Below are 15015 nucleotides of genomic sequence, written 5' to 3' on the forward strand. Positions count from 1 at the left end.
AGCCGGGTGGGGCGACGTAGGCTCGGGGTGTGACGGTGAGCCGGGAGATCGACGACATCCTGCAGCGCGGCGCGGACGGTGGGCGGATCACGCCCGAGGAGGCCCTGCTGCTCTACACCGAGGCGCCCTTCCACGCGCTGGGCGAGGCGGCGGACGCGGTGCGCCGGCGGCGTCACCCGGACAACGTCGTCACGTACCTGATCGATCGCAACATCAACTACACCAACGTCTGCGTGACGGCGTGCAAGTTCTGCGCGTTCTACCGGGCGCCCAAGCACAAGGAAGGGTGGACCCACCCGACCGAGGAGATCCTGCGTCGCTGCGGCGAGGCGGTCGAGCTGGGCGCGACCCAGGTGATGCTCCAGGGCGGGCACCACCCGGACTACGGCGTCGAGTACTACGAGGAGCTGTTCTCCTCGGTGAAGCAGGCGTACCCCCAGCTGGCCATCCACTCGATCGGGCCGAGCGAGATCCTGCACATGGCCAAGGTCTCCGGGGTGAGCCTGGACGAGGCCATCGCTCGCATCAAGGTCGCCGGCCTGGACTCGATCGCCGGTGCCGGGGCGGAGATGCTGCCCGAGCGGCCGCGTAAGGCCATCGCGCCGCTCAAGGAGTCGGGTGAGCGCTGGCTGGAGGTCATGGAGCTGGCCCACCGGCAGGGCATCGAGTCGACCGCCACCATGATGATGGGCACCGGCGAGACGCACGCCGAGCGGATCGAGCACCTGCGCATGATCCGCGACGTGCAGGACCGCACCCGTGGTTTCCGGTCCTTCATCCCGTGGACGTACCAGCCGGAGAACAACCACCTCAAGGGCCGCACGCAGGCGACGACGCTGGAGTACCTGCGGCTGGTCGCGGTGGCCCGGCTCTTCTTCGAGACCGTGCCGCACCTGCAGGCGTCCTGGCTGACGACCGGCAAGGACGTTGGGCAGCTCGCCCTGCACATGGGCGTGGACGACCTCGGCTCGATCATGCTGGAGGAGAACGTCATCTCCTCGGCCGGCGCGCGGCACCGCTCCAACCTGCACGAGCTGATCGGCATGATCCGCTCGGCGGACCGGATCCCGGCGCAGCGGGACACCCTCTACAACCGGCTGGCCGTGCACCACACGCCGGCCGACGACCCGACCGACGATCGGGTGGTCTCGCACTTCTCCTCGATCGCGCTGCCCGGCGGCGGTGCCGGCCGTTCCCTGCCGCTGGTCGACGTCAACTGAGGTTGGTCGCAGCCCGGCCGTTCGGCTGACTGGGGCTCATGCTCCCGCCCGACCGCCTCGGCGGTCCGGGTGGTCCCGGCCGCTGCGGCGTCCAAGCTGCCCGGTCAGGGGTGGTGGAGATGATCGTCGGCCGCTAGCGTCCCGCCTCATATCCCTCGCCACCGCGGATTGGCGGAATCAGCGCGACAGTGCTGGTGGCGAGTGGTCTGATGGTCCTGGGTCGCGCGGCACGAGGGCAGTCCTCCATCGGCCCGTGAGGGTCGTTCACATAACGCACGGCGGTACGGGCGGGATGGGTGACCATCCCGCCCGTACCGTCTGCACACTCCAGGCCGGACGGATGAAAGCGGCCCCGCACGCTGGCGTGGGATATCGACCTCGGATAACGTCCGCTCGTTCCCGCAACCATTCTTTCTTCCCTACCCCCGGGGGACTGATGACAGCGTTCCACCGCTCGACCCTGGCCCGCGCCGGTGTCGTGGCACTGCTCGCGGCCGGTGGCCTGGCCACCGTGGCCGCCCCGGCCCAGGCCGCCGACCAGGCCGACCTGGCCCTGATTCCGCAGAGCTACGAGTTGGCCAAGGGCGTCACGGCGGCCAAGAACAAGCCTTTCAAATTCACGGTCGACAACACCCGCAGCGCGGTGGACGCCAAGGGCGTCAGCTACACCGTGGACACCAGCAAGCTGAAGAAGAACAAGGTCGGCGTCATGGTGCCCGACGGCTGCCAGGTGAAGGGCAAGAAGTTCACCTGTCTGCTCGGCGATCTGCCGGCCGGCACCAGCGAGGACTTCGGTATCCCGCTCTTCTCCACCGGTGGTCGCGGCGAGGCCGGCACTCTGGTGGTCACCATCAAGTCGGCCACCGGCGACCCCAATCCCCTCGACAACAAAGTCGAGCACGACATCACCGTCACCAAGCCCGGCTACGACCTGACCAGCTGGGTGCAGGACGTCTACGCGAACGTCGTGGTGAACGGCGCCAGGGGCGATGATCCGGACCTCCGGCCGGTCCGGCTGGGCGAGACGGTGCCGCTCGACTGGGCGGTCTACAACGACGGCAGCCGCACGGCCACCGGCCTCTCCTACGTGCTCACGCTCCCGGCCGGCGTCACCTTCGCCACGCTCCCGGACAGCTGCGAGCAGCAGACCTTCGGCGGTGTCGTCCAAGCGCTCTGCCAGGACGACGGCGCGGTGATTGAGCCCGGTGAGTACTACACCGCGGACATCAAGGTGACGGTCGGCGCGGACGTCACCGAGCCGGTGTTGCGGGTCGGCGAGCTGTTCGCGCAGGGTCTGGACAGTGCGGCGGGTCAGCCTGAGGAGCAGCCCGAGCGGGCGACCAGCGCCCAGCGGAAGGCCTTCACCGAGACCGACGAGGGCGACAACCAGGCGATCTTCGACGTCTTCGTCGACCTGACCGTGCAGCCCACGCCGACGCCCACCCCGACCCCGACGGCGACCCCGACCCCGGGCGGTACGCCGACGCCGGGCGCGACCACGTCGCCGGCTGCCGGTGGAGGTGGCGGCGGCGGTCTGCCGGTGACCGGTGTGCAGGCTGGCCTGATCGGCGGCATCGGCGGCATCATCCTGCTCGTCGGCGGGGCGCTGCTTGTGCTCTCCCGCCGGCGCAAGGTCGTCCTGGTCGCCCCGGGCGACGAGAAGTCGACCGACTGACGCAGGCACGACGCGAGGGCGGGGTGGGCGACCACCCCGCCCTTTCGCGTACCGGGGTCCGCGCCGCGCCACCCAGCGGCCGTCGACGGGAGGGCGGCTGGCAGAGTGGAGGGGTGAGCCGTACCCCGCAGGGCCAGCGCGCCAGCCTGGACAAGCAGCCGCACGAGGTCGCCGCGATGTTCGACGGCGTGGCGGAGCGCTACGACCTGACCAACACCGTGCTCTCCTTCGGCCAGGACCGCTCCTGGCGTCGGTCCACCCGCGCGGCGCTCGGCCTGCGGCCGGGCGAGCGGGTGCTGGACGTCGGTGCGGGCACCGGTGTCTCGACGCAGGAGCTGGCCCAGTCCGGGGCGTACGCGGTCGGCGCCGACCTGTCGCTGGGCATGCTGTACGCCGGCAAACGGGTCCGGCCCGAGGTGCCGCTGCTGGCCGGAGACGCGCTGCGACTGCCGTTCGCCGACGCCAGCTTCGACGCGGTGACCATCTCCTTCGCGCTGCGCAACGTCAACGACACGGACGCGGCCCTGCGCGAGCTGGCCCGGGTGACCCGGCCCGGTGGCCGGCTGGTGGTCTGCGAGTTCAGCACCCCGGTCAACCCGGCCTTCCGGACGGTCTACCTGTCGTACCTGATGCGGTCGCTGCCGGCGGTGGCCCGTGCGGTGTCCAGCAACCCCGAGGCGTACGTCTACCTGGCCGAGTCGATCCGGGCGTGGCCGGACCAGGCCGCGCTGGCCGGGCGTCTCGCTGCGGCAGGTTGGGGTCGGGTGGCGTGGCGCAACCTGACCGGCGGCGTGGTCGCCCTGCACCGGGGGATCCGCGACTAACGGCGGACCAGGGGACGGGCATGGACAATATTCAGGTTTCGTGAATATCAGGCTTTAGTCCACTTTGCCCCGTACGCTCGTCCGCATGACCGGAGCAGACCCGGCGGACCCGGTGGCCGCCACCGACGACGACGCGGCCGAACTCATCGCGCAGTTGCGCGCGTTGGCCGGCGCCGATCCGGCGGAGGTCCGGCAGGTGGTCGCCGAGGTTCTGGCAGCGCTGGATCGGGCGGCGGGTGGCGCTCTGCGCGAGCACCTGCCGGAGACCATCCGCGTGGACGCCGGCCTGGATGCGCCCAGTCCGGCCTGACACCGAGTGTCTGTGGACGGTCATCTGCTGTCACACCGGCGAGTTAGGTACCCCTGATCCTGCGCAGGTATGACACCGGTCATACACTCGTCCCGTCTGGCTTGTGAAGCATTTCACGAGCGTGCGGGAGGAGGCGCGAATGACCGCGGTGGAGCACGATGCCGACGTCATCGTCGTAGGCGCCGGTCCCGGTGGATCGGCAACGGCGTACCACCTGGCCCGGCACGGCGTACGGGTGCTGCTGCTGGAGAAGACCGAGTTCCCCCGGGAGAAGGTCTGCGGCGACGGGCTGACCCCGCGCGCCGTGCGCCAGCTCATCCGGATGGGCGTGGACACCTCGCCCGAGGCCGGCTGGCTGCACAACCGGGGCCTGCGGGTGATCGGCGGCGGGGTACGCCTCGAGCTGGACTGGCCGGACCTGGCCAGCTTCCCCAACTACGGTCTGGTGCGCACCAGGCTGGACTTCGACGACCTGCTCGCCCAACGGGCGGTGGCCGCCGGCGCCAAGCTGCAGACCAGCGTCAACGTGCTGGGCCCGGTGCTCGACGGCGACGGCCGGGTGACCGGCGTCGAGGCGGAGGTGGGCCCGGACAAGGAGCCAGCCACCTTCCACGCCCCGCTGGTCGTGGCGGCTGACGGGGTCTCCGGCCGGTTCCCGCTCGCTCTCGGCCTGGCCAAGCGGGAGGACCGGCCGATCGGCGTGGCCGTCCGCCGCTACTACCGCTCGCCGGCCAAGCACGACGACAACTACCTGGAGTCCTGGCTGGAGTTGCGCAGCAAGGACAGCGGCGACAACCTGCTGCCCGGGTACGGCTGGATCTTCGGGCTCGGTGACGGGCGGGTCAACGTCGGCCTCGGCGTGCTCAACTCGTCCTCCGCGTTCGGCAAGACCAACTACCGGCGGCTGCTCACCGACTGGCTGGCGAACACGCCCGCCGACTGGGGGATGACCGACGAGACCAACGCCGACGGCCCGATCCTCGGCGCGGCTCTGCCGATGGGCTTCAACCGGGTGCCGCACTACACCCGTGGCGTGATGCTGGTCGGCGACTCCGGCGGCATGGTCAACCCGTTCAACGGGGAGGGCATCGCCTACGCCATGGAGTCCGGCGAGCTGGCCGCGGAGGTGGCGGTGCAGGCCCTCGCGCGGCCGGCCGGCGCGGAGCGGGAGCGGGCGCTGATGGCGTACCCGAACGAGCTGAAGGCCCGGCTCGGCGGCTACTACCGGCTGGGCGGCATCTTCGTGAAGCTGATCGGCCGTCCGGAGATCATGCGGATCGCCACCAAGCACGGAATGCCGCACCCGACGTTGATGCGCTTCGTGCTCAAGCTGTTGGCCAATTTGACCGACCCCCGTGGCGGGGACGCGATGGACCGGGTCATCAACGCGATGACGAAGGCAGCGCCAGCCGTCTAGACAACCGGTGTCGGGGCTGGTCACAGCCCCGACCCGGACAAAGATCGACCCCCGCCGGCAGCCACCGCGTGGGACGTGAATAGTGTGATTTTCCTCAAGCACCGAGGGCAGGGAAGGACGAGCAGGAGAATACGATGTCGCTCTCGCCTTACGCACCGATCATCGGGCTGTTCGCCCTCGCCGCGGCGTTCTCGCTGTTCTCCGTTGGCGCCGCCCGCTTCGCAGGTCCCCATCGATACAACAGAGCCAAACTCGAGGCTTACGAGTGCGGCATCGAGCCCAGCCCCCAGCCGGTCGGCGGTGGGCGGTTCCCGATCAAGTTCTACCTGACGGCGATGCTCTTCATCGTCTTCGACATCGAGATCATCTTCCTCTACCCCTGGGCGGTCTCGTTCGACGCTCTGCCGATCTTCGGCTTCGTGGAGATGGTCCTGTTCATCGTCGCGGTCTTCGTCGCGTACGCCTACGTGTGGCGGCGCGGCGGCCTGGACTGGGACTGAGGAAGGAACGTCAGATGGGCATCGAGGAGAAGCTCCCCGCAGGCGTCCTGCTCACCTCGGTGGAGAAGCTGGTCAACTGGTCGCGGAAGACGTCCTTCTGGGGCGCCACCTTCGGCCTGGCCTGCTGCGCCATCGAGATGATGGCCGCCGGTGGTCCGCACTACGACATGGGCCGTTGGGGCATGGAGGTCTTCCGGGCCTCGCCCCGGCAGGCCGACCTGATGATCGTGGCTGGCCGCGTGAGTCAGAAGATGGCCCCGGTGTTGCGCCAGATCTACGACCAGATGGCCGAGCCCCGCTGGGTGCTCTCGATGGGCGTCTGCGCCAGCAGCGGCGGCATGTTCAACAACTACGCGATCGTGCAGGGCGTCGACCACGTGGTGCCGGTCGACATGTACCTGCCCGGCTGCCCGCCCCGGCCGGAGATGCTCATCGACGCGATCCTCAAGCTCCGCGAGAAGATCATGTATGAGCCGCTGGGCCCGAACGGCCGCAAGATGCTCGAGGCCCGTCAGGAGCGTGGTGACGTCCCCGTCGTGCCCTACGGCTCGATGCCGTCCTCGTACCGCAGCGACAAGGCCCGGCGTGCCGAGTGGACCCAGGCGGTCCGCGAGGGGCGCGAGGAGCAGCTGCGGATCGAGAACTGGATGAACGCCCAGAACCATCTCCACGCGCACAGGGGCCCGAAGTGACCGCACCGAACGAGAAGAACAACGACGGCGGGGTGCCGGTGCCGGTCACGCCGGCCGGCGCCAGCAGCACCGCCCCGGCCGAGTACCCGCCGGCCAGCCCGGCCGGCCGGGGGATGTTCGGCAACCAGGGCACCGGGGACGTGTCCGGCTACGGCGGCCTGGTGCGCCAGCGCCAGCCGATCGAGGAGGCCACCCGCCCGTACGGCGGCTACTTCGACGAGGTCCGCGACGCGCTGGAGGAGGCGTACCCGGCCTTCGGCGACGCGATCGAGAAGGTCGTGGTCGACCGGGGCGAGCTGACCCTGCACGTCCGCCCGGAGCGCATCGCCGAGGTCTGCCAGGTGATGCGGGACGACCTGGCGCTGCGCTTCGAGCTGTGCTCGTCGGTGTCCGGCGTGGACTATCTCGGTGCGGACGAGCGCCGGCTGCACGTGGTCTACCTGCTCACCTCGATGACCTACCGGCGTCGGGTCCGGCTGGAGGCCGCGGTCTCCGTCGAGAGCCCGCACCTGCCCAGCGTGACCGCCGTCTACCCGACTGCTGACTGGCAGGAGCGGGAGGCGTACGACATGTTCGGCATCGTCTTCGACGGCCACCCCAACCTGACCCGGATCCTCATGCCGGACGACTGGGAGGGCCACCCGCAGCGCAAGGACTACCCGCTCGGTGGCGTGGCGGTCGAGTACAAGGGCGCCGAGATCCCGCCACCGGACCGGAGGAGGTCCTACCAGTGACCACGTCGAACTACGCGACCGAACGCGAGACCACCGAGGGTCGGGTCTTCACCGTCACCGGTGGGGACTGGGACACGATCGTCTCGGGCACCGACCCGATCAACGACGAGCGCATCGTGGTCAACATGGGTCCGCAGCACCCGTCCACGCACGGTGTGCTGCGGCTGGTCCTGGAGCTGGAGGGCGAGACGGTCCGCGAGGCGCGGTCGGTCATCGGGTACCTGCACACCGGCATCGAGAAGAACCTCGAGTACCGCAACTGGGTGCAGGGCACGACGTTCGTGACCCGGATGGACTACCTGGCCCCGCTGTTCAACGAGACGGCCTACAGCCTCGCGGTGGAGAAGCTGCTCGGCATCACCGACGACATCACCGAGCGGGCCACCACGATCCGGGTCCTGATGATGGAGCTGAACCGGATCTCGTCGCACCTGGTCTGGGTGGCCACCACGGCCATGGAACTCGGCGCGATCAACATGATGTTGTACGGCTTCCGCGAGCGGGAGTACATCCTCGACATCTTCGAGACCATCACCGGCCTGCGGATGAACCACGCGTACGTCCGGCCGGGCGGCGTGGCGCAGGACGTGCCGGACGAGGCGATCCACAAGATCCAGCAGTTCCTCAAGCTGTTGCCGAAGCGGCTCAAGGAGTACGAGGACCTGCTCTCCGGCCAGCCGATCTGGACCCAGCGCACGAAGAACGTGGCAGTGCTGGACGTGACCGGCTGCCTCGCGCTCGGCGTCACCGGCCCGGTGCTGCGCTCCGCCGGCCTCGCCTGGGACCTGCGCAAGACCATGCCGTACTGCGGCTACGAGACGTACGAGTTCGACGTGCCGACCCACTCCGACGGTGACGTGTGGGGCCGCTACCTGGTCCGGCTCGCCGAGATCCGGGAGTCGATGAAGCTGGTCGAGCAGGCCCTCGACCGGCTCAAGCCGGGCCCGGTGATGGTGGCCGACCGCAAGATCGCCTGGCCGGCGCAGCTGGCCATCGGCGTCGACGGCCTGGGCAACTCGCTGGAGCACGTCGCGAAGATCATGGGTCAGTCGATGGAGTCGCTGATCCACCACTTCAAGCTGGTCACCGAGGGCTTCCGGGTCCCGCCCGGCCAGGTGTACGTCGGCATCGAGTCGCCCCGCGGCGAGTTGGGCGTACACGCGGTCTCCGACGGTGGCACCCGGCCGTACCGGGTGCACTACCGGGAGCCGAGCTTCGTCAACCTCCAGGCCCTCCCGGCGATGGCCGAGGGCGGCCTGATCGCCGACGTGATCGCCGGCGGCGCCTCGTTGGACCCCGTGATGGGTGGGTGTGACCGATGACTTTCACTGAGACGACCCGGGAGCGGGCGCGCGAGATCATCGCGCGCTACCCGGCGGACCGGTCCCGTTCGGCGCTGCTGCCGCTGCTGCACCTGGTCCAGGCGGAGGAGGGGTACGTCTCCCCGTCCGGCGTCGCGTTCTGCGCCGAGGTGCTCGGCCTGAACAAGGCGCAGGTCGGCGCGGTTGCCACCTTCTACACCATGTACAAGCGCAAGCCGACCGGCGACTTCCTGGTCAGCGTCTGCACCAACACCATGTGCAACGTGCTCGGCGGTCAGGAGGTCTACGACACCCTCGCCGAGCACCTCGGCGTCGGGCACGACGAGACCACCGCCGACGGGAAGATCACCCTGGAGCACGCCGAGTGCCTGGCGGCCTGCGACTACGGCCCGGTGATGACCGTCAACTACGACTTCTTCGACGGCGTGGACTCGTCCACCGCGGTCGGCGTGGTCGACGAGCTGCGCGCCGGCGGGCGGCCGATGCCGACCCGGGGCGCTCGGCTCTGCACGCTCAAGGAGATGGCGGTGCAGCTCGCCGGTTTCGCCGACGAGCGGGACGGCGCGGTCGCCGACGGCGGGCCGGGCGAGCCCACCCTGCGCGGGCTGCGGCTGGCGCAGCAGCACGGCGTCTCGGTGCCGGGCTTCGACCCGAACACCCCGATCCGCAGCAAGGCGGAGGCGGACAAGGCGGCGGCGAAGGCGAAGGCCGCCGAGGCCAGCGCGAAGCCGGCCGAGGCGCCCGCCAAGCCGGTCACCCCGGTGAAGGGTGGCGACGGCGCGTCCGCTCCGACGGGTACGCCCGGCACCGGCCAGCCGGTTCCCGCCGCTGCGGCGACCGGCAGCACCGCGCCGGACGTGAAGGCGCCGGACGACAAGTCGCCGCAGGTGCGTACCGCCGAGACCCGGCAGCCGGACGCGGCGACCGCCGTGCCGGACGCGCCCGGCACCAAGGTTCCGGCGGAGACCTCGCCGCCGGGCCCGCGTGACGCGCAGGAGGCGCAGGCCGCCGGCGTGGCGGCCAACGAGCCGGCCGGCGACGGCAAGCCCGCCGGTGACTCCACCGGCGCGCAGGAGCGAAACCTCAACGAAGCGTCGGCGAGCGCCGGTGGCGCGAACTCCGCCGCGAGCGAAACGGGGGCACAGAAGTGACCACTCCCCGCCCGGAGACGCTGGCCAAGCTGACGCCGGTGCTGACCAAGCGCTGGCTGTCCCCGGACGCCTGGCGGATCGGCACCTACGAGCAGTTGGACGGCTACGCCGCCCTGCGCAAGGCGCTCAAGGCCCACCCGGACGACCTGATCCAGCTGATCAAGGACTCCGGGCTGCGCGGCCGAGGCGGCGCCGGCTTCCCCACCGGTCTCAAGTGGGGCTTCATCCCGCAGGGCGACGGCAAGCCGCACTACCTCGTGGTCAACGCCGACGAGGGCGAGCCGGGCACCTGCAAGGACCTGCCGCTGATGACGCACGACCCGCACGCGCTGGTCGAGGGCGTCATCATCGCGTCGTACGCGATCCGGGCCAGCCGCGCCTACATCTACATCCGGGGCGAGGCGGTGCACGCCGCGCGCCGGCTGCGCAACGCGGTCCAGGAGGCGTACGACAAGGGCTACCTCGGTCGGAACATCCTGCGCAGCGGCTACGACCTCGAGCTGGTGGTGCACTCCGGCGCCGGGGCGTACATCTGCGGCGAGGAGACGGCGCTGCTGGACTCGCTGGAGGGGTTCCGGGGCCAGCCCCGGCTGCGGCCGCCGTTCCCGGCCACCCACGGCCTGTACGCCAGCCCGACGGTGGTGAACAACGTCGGCACCATCGCCAGCGTGCCGCCGATCGTGCTCGGCGGAGCCGACTGGTGGAAGACCATGGGCACCGAGAAGTCCTCCGGGCCGATGATCTACTCGCTCTCCGGGCGGATCGCCAACCCCGGCCAGTACGAGTGCTCGATGGGCGTCACGCTGCGTGAGCTGCTGGAACTGGCCGGTGGGATGCAGCCTGGCCACAACCTGAGGTTCTGGACCCCGGGCGGCTCGTCCACCCCGCTGCTCGCCGCCGAGCACCTGGACGTGCCACTGGACTTCGAGGGGGTGGCGGCGGCCGGCTCGATCCTCGGCACCACGGCCACCCAGATCTTCTCCGACCAGGACTGCCCGGTCTACGCGACGTACCGATGGCTGGAGTTCTACCACCACGAGTCGTGCGGCAAGTGCACCCCGTGCCGTGAGGGCAACTACTGGATGGTCCGGGTCTACCGGCGGATCCTCGCCGGTCAGGGCACCCACGAGGACCTGGACACCCTCCTGGACACCTGCGACAACATCCTCGGCCGCTCGTTCTGCGGTCTCGGCGACGGCGCGACCAGCTCGGTGACCTCGTCGCTGAAGTACTTCAAGCAGGACTACCTCGACTACATCGAGGGACGGACCGCGCCGAAGCTCTCCGACAAGCAGCTGGTTGGAGCTCACTGATGACGGACGTAGCCAAGCAGACCGACACGGTCACCCTCACCATCGACGGCGTCGAGGTCACCGCCCCCAAGGGGACGCTGCTGATCCGGGTCGCCGAGCAGATGGGCACCGAGATCCCCCGGTTCTGCGACCACCCGCTGCTGGCACCGGCCGGCGCGTGCCGGCAGTGCCTGGTCGAGGTGGAGGGGCAGCGCAAGCCGGTCGCCTCCTGCACCCAGACCGTCGCCGACGGCATGGTGGTCCGTACCCAGATCACCTCCCCGGTGGCCAAGAAGGCGCAGGAGGGGGTGATGGAGCTGCTGCTGCTCAACCACCCGCTGGACTGCCCGATGTGTGACAAGGGCGGCGAGTGCCCCCTGCAGAACCAGGCGATGTCCACCGGCCGCACCGACTCCCGCTTCCACGAGCACAAGCGGGAGTACGAGAAGCCGATGGCGATCAGCAGCCAGGTGCTGCTGGACCGCGAGCGGTGCGTGCTCTGTCAGCGCTGCACCCGGTTCTCCGAGGAGATCGCCGGCGACAAGTTCATCGACCTGATGGGCCGGTCGTCCGCCGAGGAAATCAACATCTACCGGGACGACGCGTACGGCGAGCAGGGCGACGCGGGTGACGTGCCGTTCAACTCCTACTTCTCCGGTAACACCGTGCAGATCTGCCCGGTCGGCGCGCTCACCGGTTCCCAGTACCGGTTCCGGGCCCGCCCGTTCGACCTGGTCTCCAGCCCGAGCGTCTGCGAGCACTGCTCGGCCGGCTGCGAGCAGCGCACCGACTGGCGGCGCGGCAAGGTGCTGCGCCGGCTGGCCGGCGACGAGCCGGCGGTGAACGAGGAGTGGAACTGCGACAAGGGCCGGTGGGGCTTCCAGTACGCCCGCGCCACCGACCGGCTGACCACCCCGCTGGTCCGCGACAAGCGCACCGGTGAGCTGCGGGAGGCGTCCTGGAGTGAGGCGCTCACCGTGGCCGCCGAGGGGCTGCACGCAGCCCGGGAAGGCGGACAGGGCACCGCGGTGCTCACCGGCGGTCGACTGACCGTCGAGGACGCCTACGCGTACGCGAAGTTCGCCCGCGTCGCGCTGAACACCAACGACATCGACTTCCGGGCCCGGCCGGTCTCCCGCGAGGAGGCCGACTTCCTGGCCAGCTCGGTCGCCGGGGTCACCGACGTCACCTACACCGACGTGGAGAACGCGCCGGCCGTGGTGCTGGTCGGCCTGGAGCCGGAGGAGGAGTGCCCGATCCTCTTCCTGCGGCTGCGCAAGGCGTACCTGAAGAAGACGCTGACGGTGTACGCGCTCGCACCGTTCGCCACCCGTGGCCTGGAGAAGCTCGGTGCCAAGCTGGCCCGGGTGGTGCCGGGCGAGGAGGCCAGCGTGCTCGCCGAGCACGCCACGGTCGCCGAGGCGCTGAGCGCGCCGGGCGCGATCCTGATCGTCGGCGAGCGGCTGGCCAGTGTGCCGGGCGGGCTCTCCGCAGCGGCCAACGTGGCCCGGCGTACCGGCGCGAAGCTGGCCTGGGTGCCGCGGCGCGCGGGTGACCGCGGCGCGGTCGACGCCGGCTGCCTGCCCAACCTGCTCCCCGGTGGCCGGCTGGTCACCGAGCCGGCGGCCCGGGCCGAGTTGGGCGAGGCGTGGGACATCCCGGCCGGGGTGATCCCGAGCCAGGCCGGTCGGGACACCGATCAGATCCTGTCGGCCGCCGCCAACGGGCAGCTCGGCGCGCTGGTGGTGGGCGGTGTGGACCCGGCCGACCTGGCCGACCCGCGGCTGGCCGAGGCCGCCCTGGACGCGGTGCCGTTCCTGGTCAGCCTGGAGCTGCGCGGCAGCGCGGTGACCCGGCGGGCGGACGTGGTGCTGCCGGTCGCCCCGGTGGTCGAGAAGGCCGGCAGCTTCCTGGACTGGGAGGGCCGGCTGCGTCCGTTCGAGGCGGTGCTGCAGACCGCCGCGATGACCGACGGCCGGGTGCTCGACGCGCTGGCCGCGCTGCTCGACGTGCGACTGGGCACCGCCGACGTGCCGAGCGTGCGACGCGAGCTCGGCTCGCTGCCGGCGACGCGCACCCAGCGGCCGGCCGCGCCGTCGGTGGCGCCGGGCACCGTGCCGCACCCGGGCACCGGGGAGGCCGTGTTGGCCACCTGGCACCAACTGGTCGACCTGGGCACCCTGATCGACGGCGACGAGGACCTCGCCGGCACCGCACGCCCGCCGGTGGTCCGGCTGGGCAAGGGCACCGCCGAGGCGCTCGGCGTCACCGACGGCGACCCGGTCACGGTGGGCACCGACCGGGGGGCGCTGACCCTGCCGGCGGAGCTCACCGAGATGCCGGACGGCGTGGTCTGGCTGCCGACCAACTCACCGGGCTCGACCGTGCGACGCAGCCTCGGGGCGACGTCCGGCGCGGTCGTCCGGATCTCCGTTCCCGCACCGAGCGTGGCCGTCCCGGCCGGGCGCGTGGCGGCGGACGAAGCCGGTCTCCCCGGTCCGCTCCTCAACGCTGGGGGTAACCAGTGAGCCCGTCTTACCTGGCCCAGGATCCGACGCTGGCCGACTTCGGCCAGGATCCGTGGTGGCTGGTCCTGATCAAGGTCGTCATGGCCTTCGTCGTCGCCGTGCTGGCCACGCTGCTCGGCGTCTGGTTCGAGCGACGGGTCGTCGGCCGCATGGCCGTTCGGCCCGGCCCCAACCAGGCCGGCCCGTTCGGTCTGCTCCAGACGCTCGCCGACGGCCTGAAGATGGCCTTCAAGGAGGACATCCTGCCGAAGGCGGCCGACAAGGTCGTCTTCTTCTTCGCCCCGACCATCTCGGTGATCTGCGCGGTCACCGCGCTGTCGGTGGTGCCGTTCGGCCCGATGGTGAGCATCTTCGGCCACCAGACGCCGCTGCAGGTCACCGATGTGCCGGTGGCGGTACTGCTGCTGCTGGCCTGCTCCTCGATGGGCGTCTACGGCATCGTGCTGGGCGGGTGGGCCTCCGGCTCGACGTACCCGCTCCTCGGCGGCCTGCGGTCGAGCGCCCAGATGATCTCCTACGAGGTCGCCATGGGGCTCTCCATCGTGGCGGTGTTCATGACCGCCGGCACGATGAGCACCAGCGGGATCGTCGCCGCCCAGGGGCACGGCACCGAGCTGACCATCTTCGGCAACTCGATCCCGGCGCCGGGCTGGTACGCGATCCTGCTGCTGCCCAGCTTCATCATCTTCTTCATCTCCACGGTGGGCGAGACCAACCGGGCGCCGTTCGACCTGCCCGAGGCCGAGTCCGAGCTGGTCGCCGGCTACATGACCGAGTACAGCTCGCTGAAGTTCGCGCTCTTCATGCTCAGCGAGTACGTCGCGATGGTGACCATGTCCGCCGTCACCACGACGCTGTTCCTGGGTGGTTGGCGGGCGCCGTGGCCGATCACGCTCTGGGAGGGCGCCAACTCCGGTTGGTGGCCGCTGCTCTGGTTCTTCGGCAAGGTGATCGCGCTGGTCTTCGTCTTCGTGTGGCTGCGCGGCACGCTGCCCCGGCTGCGCTACGACCAGTTCATGCGCCTCGGCTGGAAGGTGCTGCTGCCGATCAACCTGGTCTGGATCCTGGTCCTGTCGGGCCTGCGCTCCATCGAGGACTGGGACTCGCAGGGCAAGCTGATCGCGGTCGGCATCCCGGCCGGCCTCCTGCTGATCGCCACGCTGTTCTGGCCCAACCGCCGGCCGCAGCCGAAGCCGACCATGCAGGAACAGGTGGACAGCCGCCCGTACGGCAGCTTCCCGCTGCCACCGATGGATCTACAGGTACCACCGAGCCCGCGTATCACGCGCGTGGTGGCCGAGCGGGAGCCGGCAAACATCGTCGCCGGCTCGGACTCCAGGGAGGTGTGAC

General features: G+C 70.5%; 13 protein-coding genes. All 13 read left to right on the forward strand.

The window, feature by feature from the left end; genetic code table 11:
- The first annotated feature begins 29 nt into the window (after positions 1–29).
- The 13 genes from mqnC to nuoH all read left to right on the forward strand — a co-directional run bounded on the left by mqnC (position 30) and on the right by nuoH (position 15014).
- Positions 30–1220, forward strand: a complete 1191-nt coding sequence (mqnC, locus tag OG470_RS09015) for a cyclic dehypoxanthinyl futalosine synthase (RefSeq protein WP_328422607.1) — start codon at positions 30–32, stop codon at positions 1218–1220.
- Between the two features lie 436 nt (positions 1221–1656).
- Positions 1657–2895 (forward strand): LPXTG cell wall anchor domain-containing protein, encoded by a 1239-nt coding sequence (locus OG470_RS09020; protein WP_328422609.1) that lies wholly within the window; start codon positions 1657–1659, stop codon positions 2893–2895.
- Positions 2896–3008: 113 nt separating this feature from the next.
- Positions 3009–3719 (forward strand): demethylmenaquinone methyltransferase, encoded by a 711-nt coding sequence (locus tag OG470_RS09025; protein ID WP_328422611.1) that lies wholly within the window; start codon positions 3009–3011, stop codon positions 3717–3719.
- An 85-nt stretch (positions 3720–3804) separates the two neighbouring features.
- Complete coding sequence (locus OG470_RS09030; protein ID WP_328422613.1) at positions 3805–4029, forward strand: hypothetical protein; 225 nt, start codon at positions 3805–3807, stop codon at positions 4027–4029.
- Between the two features lie 139 nt (positions 4030–4168).
- Entirely contained in the window at positions 4169–5446 is a 1278-nt protein-coding gene (locus tag OG470_RS09035; protein ID WP_328422615.1) for a geranylgeranyl reductase family protein, read from the forward strand.
- 134 nt (positions 5447–5580) lie between these two features.
- Complete coding sequence (locus OG470_RS09040; RefSeq protein ID WP_328422617.1) at positions 5581–5946, forward strand: NADH-quinone oxidoreductase subunit A; 366 nt, start codon at positions 5581–5583, stop codon at positions 5944–5946.
- A gap of 14 nt (positions 5947–5960) precedes the next feature.
- The gene (locus OG470_RS09045; RefSeq protein WP_328422618.1) at positions 5961–6638 is read left to right on the forward strand and encodes a NuoB/complex I 20 kDa subunit family protein; all 678 of its coding nucleotides are present in this window, start codon (positions 5961–5963) and stop codon (positions 6636–6638) included.
- The gene (locus tag OG470_RS09050) at positions 6635–7372 is read left to right on the forward strand and encodes an NADH-quinone oxidoreductase subunit C (protein WP_328422620.1); all 738 of its coding nucleotides are present in this window, start codon (positions 6635–6637) and stop codon (positions 7370–7372) included. The genes OG470_RS09045 and OG470_RS09050 overlap by 4 nt, the downstream gene beginning before the upstream one ends.
- Complete coding sequence (locus OG470_RS09055; protein WP_328422622.1) at positions 7369–8694, forward strand: NADH-quinone oxidoreductase subunit D; 1326 nt, start codon at positions 7369–7371, stop codon at positions 8692–8694. The genes OG470_RS09050 and OG470_RS09055 overlap by 4 nt, the downstream gene beginning before the upstream one ends.
- Positions 8691–9845, forward strand: coding sequence for an NADH-quinone oxidoreductase subunit NuoE (nuoE, locus tag OG470_RS09060; protein ID WP_328422624.1), 1155 nt, complete (start codon positions 8691–8693; stop codon positions 9843–9845). The genes OG470_RS09055 and nuoE overlap by 4 nt, the downstream gene beginning before the upstream one ends.
- Entirely contained in the window at positions 9842–11158 is a 1317-nt protein-coding gene (gene nuoF / locus OG470_RS09065) for an NADH-quinone oxidoreductase subunit NuoF (protein WP_328422626.1), read from the forward strand. Before nuoE ends, nuoF begins: the two co-directional genes overlap by 4 nt.
- A complete protein-coding gene (locus OG470_RS09070) occupies positions 11158–13665 on the forward strand; it encodes an NADH-quinone oxidoreductase subunit G (protein ID WP_328422628.1) in 2508 nt (835 codons plus the stop codon). The genes nuoF and OG470_RS09070 overlap by 1 nt, the downstream gene beginning before the upstream one ends.
- Positions 13662–15014 carry an NADH-quinone oxidoreductase subunit NuoH gene (gene nuoH, locus OG470_RS09075; RefSeq protein WP_328422630.1) on the forward strand — a complete coding sequence of 451 codons (1353 nt, stop codon included), beginning with the start codon at positions 13662–13664 and terminating at the stop codon, positions 15012–15014. Before OG470_RS09070 ends, nuoH begins: the two co-directional genes overlap by 4 nt.
- Position 15015 lies beyond the last annotated feature (1 nt).

Source organism: Micromonospora sp. NBC_00389, from assembly GCF_036059255.1.
Classification (GTDB): Bacteria; Actinomycetota; Actinomycetes; order Mycobacteriales; family Micromonosporaceae; genus Micromonospora.